The organism is Mycobacterium sp. NGS69 (genome assembly GCF_059812165.1).
Genome location: NZ_JCALCD010000003.1, coordinates 233,835 through 249,808 on the forward strand (window position 1 = coordinate 233,835; position 15,974 = coordinate 249,808).

Genomic DNA, 15,974 nt, shown 5'->3' on the forward strand with positions numbered 1-15,974 from the left:
GCGCTCGCCCGCCGTCAGCCCAGCACCTCGGCGATGGGTGCGGCGGCGGCGATCTTGGCGCGGACCTTCATGACCTTGCCGGGCATCCCACCGCCGACCACGCCGACCAGCACCCCGTCCCGCTCGTAGTAGGCCAGGAACTTGCGGCCGTCGTCCTCGACGAGGTGGACGGTGTCGGTGGCCTCGGGCTCGCCCAGGCACTGGATCTTGACGTCGTACTGGTCGCTCCAGAAATACGGCACCACCACGGCCGACGGCACGTCCTGTCCGAGCATCGCGGGCACCACCACGCGGGCCTGGTCGGCGACGTTGCTCCAATGTTCCACGCGCGCTTGGTGTCCCGTCGTGTCGCGCCAGGAGGCGACGTCGCCCAGGGCCCACACGTTGGGCGCGCTGGTGCGCCCGGCCTCGTCACAGATGACTCCGTTGTCGACGTCGACGCCGCTGCCCTCGAGCCACTCGGTCGCCGGTCGCGATCCGATGCCGACCACGACCAGATCGGCGGCGAGTTCCGTCCCGTCGGTCAGCACCACGGTGTCGACGTGCCCCTCGCCGCGCACCTCCGCCACCCCGAGCCCGAGGCGAACGTCGACGCCCTCGTCGCGATGCAGCCGCGCCACCAGCTGCCCGATCTGCTCGCCGAGGATCGCCGCCAGCGGCGTCGGCTGCGGTTCGACCAGCACCACGTCCACGCCCAGGCTGCGCAGGCTGGCCGCCACCTCGCAGCCGATGAAACCGGCGCCGACGACGACGGCGCGCTGCGCGGCGGACGCGTGCTCGCGCAACGCCATGCTCTCGTCGAACGAGCGCAGCACCCGGATCCCGTCCAGATCTCCGAACGCGGGAATGCGCCGGGGCACCAGCCCGGTGGCGATGACGAGTTCGTCGTAGCCGAGCGCGGTTCCGTCGGACAGCGTCACCGTCTGCTTTGCCGTGTCCAGCGCGGTGGCCGCGGCACCCAGGCGCAGCGTGATGTCCTTCTCGTCGTACCACTCGCGCGGTTTGAGGGCCACGTCGTCGACCTCTTTGCGCAGCACCTCCTTGGACAGCGGCGGGCGGTCGTAGGGCAGGTGCACCTCGTCGCTGACGATCGTGATGCGGCCGGCGTATTCGGACCGGCGCAGTTGCTCGGCCGTGCGGGCAGCGGCGAGCCCACCGCCCACGATCACGATGCCCTTTTCAGTCACGTGGAGTTCATACCACGGTGGCCGGTCAGTACTTCAACGCGCCCTTGTCGACGGGGACCTGCGTGCCCGACAGTGTGCCCGAGCCGTCACCGGCCAACCAGACGACGACGTCGGACACCTCGTCCGGCGTCATGAATCCCTTGTACTGCATCGGCATTGGCGGGAAGCTGTGCACGTAGCGGGGGTGCTTGGCAAAGATTTCCATCATCGCCTCGGGCTCGATCATCGGGGTTTCGACCGAGTAGGGGTGGATGGAGTTGACCCGGATGCCGTATTCGCCGAGTTCGATCGCCAGGGTGTTGGTCAGGCCGGTGAGCCCGAATTTGCTGGCGGCGTAATGGCCGTTGCCGGGCGTGGCCTTCAGGCCCGCGGCCGAGCTGACGACGACGATGGAACCGCCGTTGCCGGCCTCGATCATCGCGGGAATCGCGGCGCGCAGGGTGCGCCAGGTGCCGGTCAGGTTGATCCCGATCACGGTGTCCCACTGCTCGTCGGTGAGTTCCCAGACCCGGCCCCAGCCGAGCACCCCGGCGTTGGCGACCAGGACGTCGAGCCGCCCGAATTGTTCGACGCCGTCGGCCACCAGTTGACGCACCGCGGCGTCGTCCCGGATGTCGACCTCGCGAGCCAGCACCTTGCGGCCCTCGGCTTCGACCAGGCGGACGGTCTCGCTGAGATCCTCGGGCGTCGCCGGCGTGTAGGTCAGGGTGTCCGAAGCCCGCGCGCAGATGTCGAGCGCGATGATGTCCGCGCCCTCCCGGGCGAGCCGCACCGCGTGCGACCGGCCCTGCGCCCGCGCGGCGCCGGTAACGAATGCCACCCGTCCTTGCAGTGATCCAACCTGTGCAGCCACGAAGACAGGCTAGCAGCGGAACTGAAACGTGTTCTAATGCGGCCCGGATTCAGATTTCGGAGATGATCTGGGCCCGCCGGCTGTTGTACTCCTGGTCGGTCAGCGCGCCGCTGGCACGCAGCGTCTCCAGCTCCTGGAGCCGCTGCGCGATCGACGGTTGCTGGGGCGTGGCGCCGGGTGCGGGACCGCCCGCGGCGGGCTGGGGGGCCGGGGCCTGTTGTTCGGCCGCCCGGCGCACCACGGCCGAGATCTGCTGACGCAGGACCGGATTGGACCGCAGGTCGCCCGCCTGGTTGAGCGGGACGTTGTTGGCCTTGAGGATCTGCAGGATCTCCATCAGCGGGCCGGCCTGCCCGCTGAGGTCGTAGGTCCGGTTGTCCTCGCTCAGGGTGAACTGCGCGGGCACCAGCCCGTTGACCAGGGCGCTGCGCTCCCAGTCGATGCGGTATTCCTGCGTGGTGGGGTTGACCAGAACCACCACCTTGCGGGCGTTGAGGTTGCCGAGCCGGGTGAGGTGGGCGATGACGCGGTCCTCGCTGTCGAACGGCAGGAACCCCGGCCCGGAGATGTGCAGGTGCACCTTGACCACTTGCTGGTTGTTGATCCACGTCCCCGTCTCGGTCAGCCCGGTGATCTGGGCGAGCGCCAGCACGCCGGTCTGCTCGAGCTCCGCGTTCTTGGCGGACGACTTCGCCCCGAAGTTGGCCAGCGCGATGGCGATCACCACGTCGGCGACGGTGATCAGCAGGCCGACGTAGAGCATCCACGACAGCAGGTCACCGAAACCCATGGTGAAGTAGACGACCAAAAAGATCGGTCCGACCAGGCCGCCGCACAGCAAAACGATCAACTGTGCCTTCAGGTAGCGCGCCAACACGTGTCTCTCCTCGCCTCGCTGGGAAGTCCGTGTCAGATTAACGCTGCCGCCAGCGCCACGCTCGCAAAGCGAGCGCCCGTCACTCCTCGGCGGGCTCGGACGCCGCGGCCGGTGCGGGAGAGTAGGCCGGTGTGCCGGGTCGTACCGCCGCGGCAGGGGCGGCGGATGCCGTCGTGGGCAGCCCCGCCAGCGGGGTGATCGGCGAAGCGGCCGCGGCCGTCTCCCCGATACCGAGGTCTTCGGCGCCGGCGGCCTCCATGGCGGCGCCGGACTCGGCCAGCGCACCGCTTCCACCGGCCGCGGGGACCCCGCCGAAGTTTTGGCCCGCGACCAGGCTGCCCGTGAGGCCGGCCCCGCCGGGACTGAACGATCCCGCGGTGCCGACGGGCGCGGCGGCGGGGTCGGCGCCGACGCTGCTGATCAGCTGGCCGGCCACGCCGCTACCGCCCGCGCCGAAGGCTCCGGGCGCGACGCTGGCGGCGGTGGTCGGGGCCCCGGCGGCGCCGGTGCCCGCCTGGACGGCCATCGCCGCGGCCTGCGCGGGGGCGCTGACCACGCTCATCGCGCCTTGCTCCACGGTCTGCAGCGGCGACGCGTTCGTGGCCTCGGCGAGCGCATACTGCACCCCGCCGCTGCTCATCAGGTTGACAAACTCCTGGTGGAACAGCGCTGCCTGGGCACTGAGCGCCTGGTAGACCTGCGAATGGGCGTCGAACAGCGCGGCTATGCCGGCCGAGACCTCGTCGGCGCCGGCGGCCAGGACCCCCGAAGTGGGGCCCAACGCGGCCGCGTTGGCGGAGCTGATGGTGGACCCGATGTTCGCCAGGTCGGATGCCGCTCCAGCCAGGTATTCGGGCGTCGCGAAAACGAACGACATCCGAACCTCCCGGGCACGTCAGCGACGAAAGCAATAATCGCCCGGCCATTTGACACGGACGCAATAAGCTGAACCTATATTAACCCGCGCGGCCCGCCTCCAGTTTGGCCAATTACGCGGCCCAAAAACGCACGAGGCCCGGGCTGCCCTTATCGGCGGCCCGGGCCTCGTGTGACAGAGATTTACTTGATGATCTTGACGACCCGGCCGGCGCCGACGGTGCGGCCACCCTCGCGGATCGCGAACCGCAGGCCCTCGTCCATGGCGACGGGCTGGATCAGCTTGACCGAGATGTTGGTGTTGTCACCGGGCATCACCATCTCGGTGCCCTCCGGCAGCGTCACCACACCGGTCACGTCCGTCGTGCGGAAGTAGAACTGCGGGCGGTAGTTGTTGAAGAACGGCGTGTGCCGGCCGCCCTCGTCCTTGGACAGGATGTAGACCTGGCCCTCGAACTCGGTGTGCGGCGTGGTGGTGCCGGGCTTGGTCACGACCTGGCCGCGCTCGACGTCCTCGCGCTTGATACCACGCAGCAGGAGACCGACGTTGTCGCCGGCCTGACCCTGGTCGAGCAGCTTGCGGAACATCTCCACACCGGTGACGGTCGTCTTGGTGGTGGTCGGGCGGATGCCGACGATCTCGACTTCCTCGTTCACGTTGACCACGCCGCGCTCCACACGACCGGTGACCACGGTGCCGCGGCCGGTGATGGTGAAGACGTCCTCGACGGGCATCAGGAACGGCTTGTCGGTCTCGCGGACCGGGTCCGGGATCGACTCGTCGACGGCGTTCATCAGCTCCTCGACGGACTCGACCCACTTGGCGTCGCCCTCGAGCGCCTTTAGCGCGGATACCCGCACCACCGGGGCGTCCTCGTCGAACTCCTGGGCGGCCAGCAGCTCGCGGACCTCCAGCTCGACGAGCTCGAGCAGCTCCTCGTCGTCGACGGCGTCGGCCTTGTTCAGCGCGACCAGGATGTAGGGCACGCCGACCTGGCGGGCCAACAGCACGTGCTCGCGGGTCTGCGGCATCGGGCCGTCGGTCGCGGCGACCACCAGGATCGCGCCGTCCATCTGGGCGGCGCCGGTGATCATGTTCTTGATGTAGTCGGCGTGGCCCGGGGCGTCGACGTGCGCGTAGTGGCGCTTCTCGGTCTGGTATTCGACGTGCGCGATGTTGATCGTGATACCGCGCTGACGCTCCTCGGGCGCGTTGTCGATCTGATCGAACGCCTTCGACTCGTTCAGGTCCGGATACTTGTCGTGCAGGACCTTGGTGATAGCCGCGGTCAGGGTGGTCTTGCCGTGGTCAACGTGACCAATGGTCCCGATGTTGACGTGGGGCTTGGTCCGCTGGAACTTCGCCTTCGCCACTGTTATGTCCTCCGACTTGTTGGTGCTTTGTTAAGCAGTGTTGATTTTCTGGGTTTCGGCCGCGGTGTTAACCGGGCCAGCTTACTCGCAAGCGCTAAAGCTGATTGCTCGGCCTCACTGGCCCGTCGCCTTCGCGATGATCTCCTTCGACACGTTCGCCGGAACCTCGGCGTACGAGTCGAACACCATGGAGTAGTTCGCCCGGCCTTGAGTCTTGGACCGCAGGTCGCCGACGTAGCCGAACATCTCCGACAGCGGCACGTGCGCCTTCACGACGCGCGCACCCGCCCGCTCCTCCATGGCCTGGATCTGGCCACGGCGGGAGTTCAGGTCGCCGATCACGTCGCCCATGTAGTCCTCGGGCGTGGTGACCTCGACGGCCATGATCGGTTCCAGAATCACCGGCTGCGCTTGCGCCGCAGCCTTTTTCAGCACCTGCGAGCCGGCGATCTTGAACGCCATCTCCGACGAGTCGACCTCGTGGAAGGCGCCGTCGAGCAGGGTGACCTTGAGGTTCACCAGCGGGTAGCCGGCCAGCACGCCGTACTGCATGGCGTCCTGCGCGCCGGCGTCCACCGACGGAATGTATTCGCGCGGGATGCGCCCACCGGTGACCTTGTTCTCGAACTCGTAGGTCGCGCCGTCCTCGCCGTGGAACGGCTCGATGCTGATCAGCACCTTGGCGAACTGGCCGGAGCCACCGGTCTGCTTCTTGTGGGTGTACTCGACCTTGTCCACCACCCGGCGGATGGTCTCCTTGTACGCCACCTGCGGCTTGCCGACGTTGGCCTCGACCTTGAATTCGCGGCGCATCCGGTCCACGAGGATGTCCAGGTGCAGCTCGCCCATGCCGCCGATGACGGTCTGGCCGGTCTCGACGTCCTGGTGCACCTTGAAGGTCGGGTCCTCCTCGGCGAGCTTCTGGATCGACAGGGACAGCTTCTCCTGGTCGCTCTTGGTCTTGGGCTCGATGGCCACCTCGATCACCGGGTCGGGGAACGTCATCGACTCCAGCACGATCTGGTGGTTCGGGTCGCTCAGGGTGTCGCCGGTGGTGGTGTCCTTCAGCCCGATCACCGCGTAGATGTGCCCGGCCGAGGCGGTCTCCACCGGGTTCTCCTTGTTGGAGTGCATCTGGAACAGCTTGCCCAGCCGCTCCTTCTTGCCCTTGGTGGCGTTGATGACCTGGCTGCCCGAATCGACCTTGCCCGAGTACACCCGGACGTAGGTGAGCTTGCCGAAGAAGGGGTGCGTGGCGACCTTGAATGCCAGCGCCGAGAAGGGTTCGTCGGTCGACGGGTTGCGCACGACCTCCTCGTCCTCCTTGCCCGGCGCGTGCCCGACGGCCGGCGGCACGTCCAGCGGCGAAGGCAGGTAGTCGATCACGGCGTCGAGCATGGGCTGCACGCCCTTGTTCTTGAACGCGCTGCCGCACAGCACCAGGTAGGCCTCGGAGCTGATGGTGAGCTTGCGCAGCGCACCCTTGATCTCCGCGACCGACAGCTCCTCGCCGCCGAGGTACTTCTCCAGCAGCGCCTCGTCGGTCTCGGCGACGGCCTCGAGCAGCTTGGTGCGGTACTCGTCGGCCTTCTCCGCCAGCTCGGCCGGGATGTCGATGGTGTCGTAGGTCTCGCCGAGCTTGGTCTCGCCGCGCCACACCTTGGCCTTCATCTCGACCAGGTCGACGACGCCCTCGAAGTCACCCTCCGAGCCGACGGGCAGCTGGATCGGGATGACGTTGGCGCCGAGGCGCTCCTCCATGGTGCGCACGGAGAAGTAGAAGTCGGCGCCGATCTTGTCCATCTTGTTGACGAAGCAGATGCGGGGCACGTCGTACTTGTCGGCCTGCCGCCAGACCTGCTCGGACTGCGGCTCGACGCCCTCCTTGCCGTCGAAGACGGCTACGGCGCCGTCGAGTACGCGCAGGCTGCGCTCCACCTCGACGGTGAAATCGACGTGGCCGGGCGTGTCGATGATGTTGATCTGGTTGCCGTTCCAGAAGCAGGTGGTGGCCGCGGAGGTGATGGTGATCCCGCGCTCCTGCTCCTGCTCCATCCAGTCCATGGTCGCGGCGCCGTCGTGCACCTCACCGATCTTGTAGCTGATACCGGTGTAGTAGAGGATGCGCTCCGTCGTCGTCGTCTTGCCGGCGTCGATGTGCGCCATGATGCCGATGTTGCGGACCTTGGTGAGGTCGGTCAGCACGTCCTTCTGTGCCACAGAAGTCTTCCCACTCTTTCGATTGCTTGGTTGCTGTCTAGTTGCGCCCGGCCACTATGCCGGTTGCGCTTCTACCAGCGATAATGCGCGAAGGCGCGGTTTGCCTCGGCCATCTTGTGGGTGTCCTCACGCCGCTTGACGGAGGCCCCGAGGCCGTTGCTGGCATCCAGGAGTTCGTTTGCCAGCCGCTCGATCATGGTCTTCTCCCGGCGCTGCCGCGAGAAGCTGACAAGCCAGCGCAGCGCCAGCGTGGTGGACCGATCCGGGCGCACCTCGACGGGCACCTGGTAAGTGGCGCCACCCACGCGGCGACTGCGCACCTCGAGGGCGGGCTTGACGTTGTCCAGTGCGCGCTTGAGCGTGATCACGGGATCCGTGCCGGTCTTTTCGCGGGCTTGTTCGAGCGCTCCATAAACAATGCGCTCGGCGAGCGATTTCTTCCCCTTGAGCAGAACTTTGTTCACCAACTGGGTGACCAGCTGCGACCCGTAGACCGGGTCGTTGACCAGCGGACGCTTGGGTGCGGGCCCCTTGCGCGGCATCAGCTCTTCTCCTTCTTGGCGCCGTAGCGGCTACGAGCCTGCTTGCGGTTCTTGACGCCCTGGGTGTCGAGCGAACCGCGGATTATCTTGTACCGGACACCCGGCAGGTCCTTAACCCGGCCACCACGCACCAGCACCATCGAGTGCTCCTGCAGGTTGTGACCCTCGCCGGGGATGTACGCCGTGACCTCGACCTGACTCGTCAGCTTGACGCGCGCGACCTTCCGAAGCGCCGAGTTCGGCTTCTTCGGGGTGGTGGTGTACACGCGGGTGCATACGCCACGGCGCTGCGGGCTGCCCTTCAGAGCCGCGGTCTTGACCTTTCCGATCTTGTCCCGACGACCCTTGCGGACCAGCTGCTGAATGGTTGGCATCTAGGAGGCTTTCTGTGTCGAAGTTTGCGTTCTGGCTCGGCTATTAAGTCTGTGTACTGCAGTTTTGCCCCGCCCCGGACTAGCTCCTGTACCCCGCGGCCGGGTGTGTCGCAAGCGCTCAGCACGGAGTTCGATCCGATACGTCGTGGACATGCGAATTAGCCCGGCATTCGTTCCCTTACGTCAGGCGCCGTAAGCCGCCAGGCACGAGCTACCACAATACCCGCCGCCGGTCTCGCAGGTCAAAGCGGCGATCATCGGACTAATTCGGGGCCGCATGCTGGTGCGCGGAGCGCCTTTCCAGCCCCTCCAAACCGCGGGCCAGCCGCAACACCATGTCGGAGAACAGCGCGTCGGTGTCGATGTCGTCCATGACGCCGGTCATCTCCAGCAACACGAAGCCGTGCATCGCGGACCAGAACTCCAGCGCGGCGTGGAAGGCCTCGACGCCGTCCAGACCGTAGGACCTCAGCACGGCGATCACCGGGGCGGCGGCGCCCCGGGTGGCGGCCGCGTACTCGGGATCGTCGCCGCCCAGCGGCATCCGGGTGAAGGCCGAGTACCGACCGGGGTGGTGATGCGCGTAGCTGCGGTAGGCGGCGGCCATCACGAGCACGGCGTCGTCGCGGGCGCGCCCCTCGCCGACGCGGTTCAGCATGGTGATGATGTCGTCGATGACCCGGATCCGCACCGCGCGACGCAGGTCCTCCAGGCTGTCCACGTGGTTGTACAGCGACGGCCCCTTGGTGCCCAGCTGCGTGGCCAGCGCGTTGATGGTCAGCGAGTCCCAGCCCTCCCGGTCCAGGAAGGTCAGCGCGCCGTCGACGATGCCGTCGCGGCTCAGTTTGCCCGGGCGGGAGCCCGACTTCGCGGCGCGCTGGCGCCCAGCCGCCGACGGCGGTTCCGGAGCTGCCATGGCGATCGCCCTTCGATTGATCCCGGGTGGGTTGACTAATGACTCTAGTTGACGGCGGCCGGGAAACTCGTAGGCTCATTCGAGCGGATTCACCCGTCTTTAAAAGGGGGCGTGCAGTGAACTGGTTAACCGTCGCGGGGCCGCTGGTCACCTGTGCCGTCGTCGCAGCCGCCCCCGCCGCTCCGGCGCCGGACGCGCACGCCAAGAACGGCGACACCCATATCACCGGGCAGGGCGTCGAGCAGACCCTGGACTGCAACGACGCCACCCTGATCGTCAACGGCACCGCGAACATCATCAACGCCAAGGGAAACTGCTGGGCGGTCACGGTCATGGGGTCGGGCAACACCGTCATCGCGGACTCGGTCACCCACGACATCACCGTGTACGGCTACGACGAGACCGTCTTTTTTCACGGCGGTTCGCCGGTCCTCTGGGACCGCGGACGCGAACTGGGCATGACCAACCGGCTCCAGCAGGTGCCGGGCTGAGGCACGGCAGAATTCAACTCCGGAATCGAGGATCGATGCGTGACCACATCACCGACCGCTCGTCCAGGCTGGCCGCGCTCGCCCTGGCGCCGGCCGCCGCGGCCCTAGTGCTGGCGGGGTGCAGTTCGACGGCCAATCCGCCCGGCGGGGCGACGACGACCACGACGAAGAGCACCGCCCCCACGACGAGCGGCGCGGCCGCGCCGACGAGCTCGAGCGGGGCGAGCACGACCGCCTCCATCGAGATCGGGAACTCGCTGAACTACGGGTCGATGGGGACCACGGCCACCCTTGATTGCGCCGACGGCAAGTCGCTCAACGTCGGTGGCTCCGACAACACGCTGACCGTCACCGGCACCTGCGCGACGGTGACCATCGGCGGCGCCAACAACAAGATCACCTTCGACAAGGTCGACACGCGCATCAGCGTGGTGGGGTTCAACAACACCGTCACCTACAAGGACGGCGCCCCCAAGGTCGACAACCTCGGCTCGGGCAACACCATCAGCAAAGGCTAGGGCTGCCAGGTTAATTCGCGGGCGTACCGTGGCGCCCGGCGCCCGCGGCGAAGCGCCCGGCGCCCTCCGCGGCCTCCGCGGCGACCCGCGAGATGCTGGCGAATTCGAAGTCGATCGCCTCGGCTTCCGGCCTTCCCCACTGATGTAGCGCCGACAGCCGATCCGAACGCAGGCACTGCTGCGGCAGGGCCGCGAGCTGTGCCGCCAGTTCCTCGGCCGCTTGGCGCGCTTGGCCTTTGGGCACGACGCGGTTGGCCAGCCCCATCGTCAGCGCCTCGTCGGCTTGGACGCCTCGGCCGGTGAGGATCATGTCCATGGCGCGGCTCTGCCCGATGAGCCTGGGCAGCCGCACGGTGCCGCCGTCGATCAGCGGGACTCCCCAGCGCCGGCAGAATACGCCGAACACGGCGTCCTCCTCGGCGACCCGCAGGTCGCACCACAGGGCCAGCTCCAGTCCCCCGGCGACGGCGTAGCCACTGACCGCGGCGATCACGGGCTTGGACAGCACCATCCGCGTCGGCCCCATCGGCCCGGGGCCGGTGCGGTGCACCGCGTTGGCGTCGGGCGTGCCGAAGGACTTCAAATCGGCCCCGGCGCAAAAGGTTCCGCCGTCGCCCCAGAGCACGGCGACCGATGCGGCGTCATCGCGGTCGAAGTCTTCGAACGCCGCGTAGAGCGCGGCGGCCGTGGGGCCGTTGACGGCGTTGCGCGCCTGCGGCCGATCGAGGATCACCGTGGTGACCGGGCCGTTTCGCTCGATACGCACCGGATCGTTCATTTTGCCTCCGCAAATAGTGGTTCCCGCCGCTGCAGCAGTTCAGTGGCGAAGCCGTGGTACGCCGCGCGCAGCCGCGCACCGGGCCAGTCGGCGGGCAGCAGTTCGTCGGGCAAGACCGGATCGGTGAGCAGGTGTCGCACCGTCGCCGCGGCCACCACGAACCGCGCGGGTACGTCCGGCGCGGCGGCCATCTCGTCGAGCAGCCGGTTGCCGGCCCCGGCCCACGCCGGCAGGTCCCACAGCTGCGCGGCCAGCTCGGCGGCGTCGTCGACGCGCGCCCGCAGGACCCGCACCCGGGCGTCGATCTCGGGATCGAGGTCGGGCTCCAGGTTGTCGGGGCGCATCCACACGCCCTCGCGCAGTTCACCGAAGCGCTTGTCGTGCATGGCGTTCCGCAGCGCGGCCCGGGTGCGCGCGTCGCCGCCCACGCTGGTCACGATCAGCGTGACCCACTCCCCGCCCCACGGGCGGACCCGTGGGTCGATGGCGTCGTCCTGGCGGCGTTGGCGGGCCAACAGGCGATCGGAGAGCCGGTAGCCGTCGGCGGAGCGGATCAGGTCGCCGGCACCGACCATGCGGGTCAGCGCCACGCGCAGGGTCGTCTCTTTGATCCCGAAATCCGAAGTGAGCCTGACCAATTCGCTGGCCCGAGCATGCGCCGGGTGGGCGCCGAGCAGCACGCTGAGCACCACCGACCGGGCCGTCATGTCGGGCATGGTTTACACCTGTGACGCGCGGCGGCCGTAGTCACCGAAGGGCTCGTCGCGATGACGAACCGCCTCCCGGAAGCCGTGCTGCACCGCGTCGGCCACGAAGGCGTGCCCCTCTGGCGTGTGCCGCGCGACGCCGTCGAAGACGGTGCTGACCATCCTGCTGGTGGCCACCCCCTGTTGCAGCAGAGCCGAATTGAGCGCGAGCTTGACCATGATCAGCTGGTTGACCGGCATCGCGGCGATCCTTTCGACCAGCCGCTCGGTCCGCTCGTCGAGGTCCTTGGGGTCCGGCGCCTCCACGGCCAGGCCCCACTCGGCGGCCTGCGCGCCGGTGATGCAATCGCCGGTGAGCAGCAGGCGTTTCGCGCGCTGGTCGCCGAGCCGGTGGGCCCACAAGCCGGCGGCGGGGACGCCCCACACCCGGGTCGGCGGGTAGCCGATCTTGGCGTCGGCGGCGGCGATCACCTGGTCGGCGTGCAACGCGATGTCGGTGCCGCCGGCCACGCAGTACCCGTGGATCTTGACCACCGTCGGCTTGTCGGCGTGCATGAGGCTGGAAAAGCCGCGCACGAACCGGCTCATCATCTGGTAGTCGATCATCGGGTCCCACGGCTGATTCGGCAGGTGGTTGACCGCCTGGGCCTTGCCGTCCAGCACGGTGCCCTGATACGCGCCGGTCCCCCCGGCCGACCCGGTGCGATCGGCGTAGGCGGACAGGTCGAAGCCCGCGCAGAAGCCCTCGCCGCGCCCCGACACCAGGATGACGTGGACGCCCGGGTCGAGGTCGGCGCGCTCCACCAGCGCCGAGAGCTCGAGCGGGGTGTCCGCGACGATCGCGTTGCCCTTCTCCGGCCTGTTGAAAGTGATGCGCGCAACCCGGTCGGTGACCTCGTAGGTCATGGTCTTCAGGTTGTCGAAGTCGACCGGCCTGATGGCGTGAATCATGTTGCGGCTCAGCCCTTTACCAGGGAGCGCTCCAGGATGGGGGCCAAATCCAGCCCTTCCGGCATGGTGCCGAACGCACCGCCCCACCGGCCGTCGAGCCGGGTGGCCAGGAACGCCTCGGCGACGGCGGGGTGGCCGTGCCGCACCAGCAGCGAGCCCTGCAGCGCCAGGCAGATGTCCTCGGCGACCTTGCGGGCGCGGTAGGCGATGTTGTCCAGGTCGGCCAGTTGCTGCCGCAGCTTTTCCACGTGGCCGTCCAGTCGGTGATCCTGGCCCGCGGTTTGGGCCAGCTCGGCGAACAACACCTCGACGCACTCGGGGCGGGTTGCCATGGCGCGCAACGTGTCCAGCGCGCTGACGTTGCCCGAGCCCTCCCAGATGCCCATCAGCGGCGCCTCACGGAACAGTCGCGGCATGCCGGAGTCCTCGACATAGCCGTTGCCGCCCAGGCATTCCAGCGCCTCGGCGGCGTGCGGGGTGGCGCGCTTGCACACCCAGTACTTGCTGGCGGCCAGGCCGATTCGGCGCAGCAGCGCCTCGGTCTCGTCGCCGCGCACCGCCTTGTCGGTGGCGCCCGCCATCCGCATCGCGACGATCGTGGCCGCCTCGGCCTCGACGGCCAGGTCGGCCAGCACGTTGCGCATCAGCGGCTGGTCGATCAGGTAGGCGCCGAACGCCTTTCGGTGCTGGGCGTGGTGGATGGCGCGGGTCAGGCCGGTGCGCATGCTGGTGGCGCTGCCGAGCGTGCAGTCCAGCCGGGTGAGGTTGACCATCTCGATGATCGTGGGGACGCCCCGGCCCTCCTCGCCCACCAGCCACGCGGTGGCGCCGTCGTACTCCACCTCGCTGGACGCGTTGGCGTGATTGCCCAGCTTGTCCTTGAGCCGCTGCAGGAACATCCGGTTGCGGGTGCCGTCGGGCAGTATCCGCGGCAGCAGGAAGCAGGACAGCCCGCCCGGCGCCTGCGCCAGCACCAGGAAGATGTCGCACATCGGCGCCGAGGTGAACCACTTGTGGCCGGTCAGGCTGTAGCTGCCATCGCCGTTCGGGGTTGCCTGGGTGGTGCCGGCGCGCACGTCGGAGCCACCCTGCTTCTCCGTCATCGACATGCCCGCGGTGATGCCGGCCTTCGTGGTGGCCAGTTTCAGCTCGGGGTCGTACTCGCGACTGGTCAGCAGCGGCTCGTAAACCGCCGCCAGTTCGGGGTTGTGGCGCAGCGCCGGGACGACGGCGTACGTCATCGAGACGGGGCAGGTGTGTCCGGGCTCGACGTTCCAGACCGACATCTTGGCCGCGCGCACCACGTGCGCGCCCGCCCGCCCGTCGGCCCAGGGTGCCGCATGGATGCCGTGGGCGATCGCCGCGCGCATCAGTTCGTGGTAGGCCGGGTCGTACTCGATCTCGTCGACGCGGTGCCCGTATTGGTCGTGGGTGTGCAGCACGGGCCGGTTGCGGTCGGCGAGCTCGCCCCAGCGCTGCGCTTCGCGGCTGCCGGCAAGCGCCCCAAGCTCATTCACCTCTTCCAGACCCCACTGCCCGCCCTCGCGGATCAGGGCCTCGACGAGCACGGCGGACGTGGCCGGGTTGTAGTTCTCCAGGGACGGAACCTGGTTGGTCACGACATGGGTATCGGGCATGCCACCCATGTTACAGTTTTCCGACAGTCGCACAAGAGCTGTAATGATCAACGCGGGTGCGCCGCGAAGAATTGCCACAGCGTCTTGGTCGCGAATGGCGGCCACTCGTGGCCGCCGCCGTCGACGGTGATCAGGACGACGCCCCGGTTGTCGGCGCACGCGGCCGTCGAGGTCGTCACCGGCCCGTTGCCGGTAGTGGTGGGGGCGCCGCATCGATCGACGTTGCGCCAGAACGCATTGACCTCGGGCACCGACGGGCCGTTGATGACGCTGAAGCCCTGCCCGCCGCCGTACGGGACGAGCCGGTCGGCGGTGCCGTGAATGTGGATGACCGACGCCGGGTGTGGGTTCCGGCAGGTGTTCAGCTGTGTTCCGGCGACCGGGCCGATCGCCGCGAAAATGTCGGTGGCGCAGGCCAGCGTGAGGGACATGATGGCGCCGTTGCTCATGCCGGTGGCGTACACCCTGGCGGGGTCGATGCCGACGTTACGGGCGATGTCGGCGACGGCCGCGCTGATGAACGCGACGTCGTCGACGCCTCCGCGTCCCGGGTGCCCGCAGCAGCCCTCCCCGTCGACGTTCCAGGCCCGGTCGAGGCCGTCCGGATAGGCGACGACGAACTTGGCGGAATCGGCCAAGCGGTCCCAGTCGTAACCCCTTTCGGCTTGCGCGGCACTGCCGGAATAGCCGTGCATCACGACGACCAGCGCGGCCGGCGCGGGCACTCCCGTGGGCTTGTAGAGCCGGTAGTCGCGATCGTGCCCACCGATGTTGATGTGGTGCAGGCTGGTGCCGGTGACGAATCCCGACGGCAGGTCGGGCCACGGCGAGCAACCGGCGATCAGGATTAGCACTCCGAAAAGCGTCGCCAGCCGACCGAGCATGGGCCGTGGATCAGCCGCCGGCGTTTTCCCGCAGGAACGCGATGTCGTCCTTGCGGCCCTCGTCCGCGGTCTCGCAGATCACCGGGGCGTCGGCGGCCTTGACCACCGCGACGAGCAGCTCGGGATCGATCTGGCCGGTGCCGAAGTTGGCGTGCCGGTCGGCGCCGGAGCCCGCGGCGTCCCTCGAGTCGTTGCAGTGCACCAGGTCGATGCGGCCGGTCAGGGCCTTGATCCGGTCGACCGCGTCGATCAGCTCCTCACCCGCGGCCCACGCGTGGCAGGTGTCCAGGCAGAAGCCAATGCCCTTGTCGCCGATGTGATCCCAGAGCCGGCCGATGGTGTCGAAGTGGCGGGCCATGGCGTGGTCACCGCCCGCCGTGTTCTCCAGGTACACGCGCACGTCGGTTTCGAGGTAGTCCAGCGCCTTGACCCACCGCTCGAAGCCGGCCTCCATGTCGTTGTCGTCGGCGTGACCGCCGTGGACGATCACCGCCGTCGCACCGATCGCCGCGGCGGCGTCGCAGGTGTCCTGCAGGATCTTGCGCGACGGTATGCGGATCCGGTTGTTGGCCGACGCCACGTTGATGAGGTACGGCGCGTGGACGTACAGGGGCATGGCGGATGCCTTGAGGGTCTCGGCGTCGTCGCGCGGCTTGGGCTTCTTCCAGCTCTGCGGGTTGCCGAGGAAGAATTGCACCGCGTCGGCGCCGTCGGCCTGGGCGGCGGCCAGGGGATCGTCCTGGTGGACGTGCGAACCGATGAGCACGATGGCCAGTGTAGTAAGCGGTG

General features: G+C 68.4%; 17 protein-coding genes. 2 read left to right on the forward strand and 15 right to left on the reverse strand.

Features of this window, described 5'->3' with window-relative positions:
• Nucleotides 1–14: 14 nt before the first annotated feature.
• The 9 genes from AC5Y2S_RS10410 to AC5Y2S_RS10450 all read right to left on the reverse strand — a co-directional run bounded on the left by AC5Y2S_RS10410 (nucleotide 15) and on the right by AC5Y2S_RS10450 (nucleotide 9,219).
• On the reverse strand, nucleotides 15–1,187 hold the full coding sequence (locus AC5Y2S_RS10410) for an NAD(P)/FAD-dependent oxidoreductase (RefSeq protein WP_499956038.1): 1,173 nt from the start codon (nucleotides 1,185–1,187) through the stop codon (nucleotides 15–17).
• 25 nt (nucleotides 1,188–1,212) lie between these two features.
• Nucleotides 1,213–2,040, reverse strand: coding sequence for a mycofactocin-coupled SDR family oxidoreductase (locus AC5Y2S_RS10415; protein ID WP_499956040.1), 828 nt, complete (start codon nucleotides 2,038–2,040; stop codon nucleotides 1,213–1,215).
• A 49-nt stretch (nucleotides 2,041–2,089) separates the two neighbouring features.
• Nucleotides 2,090–2,917: an SHOCT domain-containing protein gene (locus tag AC5Y2S_RS10420; protein ID WP_499956042.1), complete on the reverse strand. Its 828-nt coding sequence runs from the start codon at nucleotides 2,915–2,917 to the stop codon at nucleotides 2,090–2,092.
• 79 nt (nucleotides 2,918–2,996) lie between these two features.
• Entirely contained in the window at nucleotides 2,997–3,794 is a 798-nt protein-coding gene (locus tag AC5Y2S_RS10425; protein ID WP_499956044.1) for a PE family protein, read from the reverse strand.
• A gap of 182 nt (nucleotides 3,795–3,976) precedes the next feature.
• Entirely contained in the window at nucleotides 3,977–5,167 is a 1,191-nt protein-coding gene (tuf, locus tag AC5Y2S_RS10430) for an elongation factor Tu (protein WP_499956046.1), read from the reverse strand.
• 114 nt (nucleotides 5,168–5,281) lie between these two features.
• Nucleotides 5,282–7,387, reverse strand: coding sequence for an elongation factor G (gene fusA / locus AC5Y2S_RS10435; protein WP_499901726.1), 2,106 nt, complete (start codon nucleotides 7,385–7,387; stop codon nucleotides 5,282–5,284).
• Nucleotides 7,388–7,458: 71 nt separating this feature from the next.
• Complete coding sequence (gene rpsG / locus AC5Y2S_RS10440) at nucleotides 7,459–7,929, reverse strand: 30S ribosomal protein S7 (protein WP_067012878.1); 471 nt, start codon at nucleotides 7,927–7,929, stop codon at nucleotides 7,459–7,461.
• The gene (gene rpsL, locus AC5Y2S_RS10445) at nucleotides 7,929–8,303 is read right to left on the reverse strand and encodes a 30S ribosomal protein S12 (protein ID WP_003879423.1); all 375 of its coding nucleotides are present in this window, start codon (nucleotides 8,301–8,303) and stop codon (nucleotides 7,929–7,931) included. Before rpsL ends, rpsG begins: the two co-directional genes overlap by 1 nt.
• A 262-nt stretch (nucleotides 8,304–8,565) precedes the next feature.
• A complete protein-coding gene (locus AC5Y2S_RS10450) occupies nucleotides 8,566–9,219 on the reverse strand; it encodes a TetR/AcrR family transcriptional regulator (protein WP_499956048.1) in 654 nt (217 codons plus the stop codon).
• Nucleotides 9,220–9,335: 116 nt separating this feature from the next.
• On the opposite strand from AC5Y2S_RS10450, the gene AC5Y2S_RS10455 reads away from it, so the two are divergent.
• Nucleotides 9,336–9,710, forward strand: coding sequence for a DUF3060 domain-containing protein (locus AC5Y2S_RS10455; protein ID WP_499901728.1), 375 nt, complete (start codon nucleotides 9,336–9,338; stop codon nucleotides 9,708–9,710).
• A gap of 35 nt (nucleotides 9,711–9,745) precedes the next feature.
• The gene (locus AC5Y2S_RS10460) at nucleotides 9,746–10,228 is read left to right on the forward strand and encodes a DUF3060 domain-containing protein (protein ID WP_499956050.1); all 483 of its coding nucleotides are present in this window, start codon (nucleotides 9,746–9,748) and stop codon (nucleotides 10,226–10,228) included.
• A 10-nt stretch (nucleotides 10,229–10,238) separates the two neighbouring features.
• Here the strand turns inward: AC5Y2S_RS10460 and AC5Y2S_RS10465 are convergent, their stop codons facing one another.
• The 6 genes from AC5Y2S_RS10465 to AC5Y2S_RS10490 are packed head-to-tail and all read right to left on the reverse strand — an operon-like array spanning nucleotide 10,239 to nucleotide 15,951.
• Nucleotides 10,239–11,006, reverse strand: coding sequence for a crotonase/enoyl-CoA hydratase family protein (locus tag AC5Y2S_RS10465; RefSeq protein ID WP_499956052.1), 768 nt, complete (start codon nucleotides 11,004–11,006; stop codon nucleotides 10,239–10,241).
• A complete protein-coding gene (locus AC5Y2S_RS10470; protein ID WP_499901731.1) occupies nucleotides 11,003–11,722 on the reverse strand; it encodes a PaaX family transcriptional regulator C-terminal domain-containing protein in 720 nt (239 codons plus the stop codon). Before AC5Y2S_RS10470 ends, AC5Y2S_RS10465 begins: the two co-directional genes overlap by 4 nt.
• Before the next feature lie 3 nt (nucleotides 11,723–11,725).
• Nucleotides 11,726–12,664: a crotonase/enoyl-CoA hydratase family protein gene (locus AC5Y2S_RS10475; RefSeq protein ID WP_499956054.1), complete on the reverse strand. Its 939-nt coding sequence runs from the start codon at nucleotides 12,662–12,664 to the stop codon at nucleotides 11,726–11,728.
• 8 nt (nucleotides 12,665–12,672) lie between these two features.
• Entirely contained in the window at nucleotides 12,673–14,301 is a 1,629-nt protein-coding gene (locus tag AC5Y2S_RS10480; protein WP_499956056.1) for an acyl-CoA dehydrogenase family protein, read from the reverse strand.
• A gap of 47 nt (nucleotides 14,302–14,348) precedes the next feature.
• Nucleotides 14,349–15,185, reverse strand: a complete 837-nt coding sequence (locus AC5Y2S_RS10485) for a CE1 family esterase (RefSeq protein ID WP_499956058.1) — start codon at nucleotides 15,183–15,185, stop codon at nucleotides 14,349–14,351.
• Nucleotides 15,186–15,195: 10 nt separating this feature from the next.
• Complete coding sequence (locus tag AC5Y2S_RS10490) at nucleotides 15,196–15,951, reverse strand: deoxyribonuclease IV (protein ID WP_499956060.1); 756 nt, start codon at nucleotides 15,949–15,951, stop codon at nucleotides 15,196–15,198.
• Between the last annotated feature and the right edge of the window lie 23 nt (nucleotides 15,952–15,974).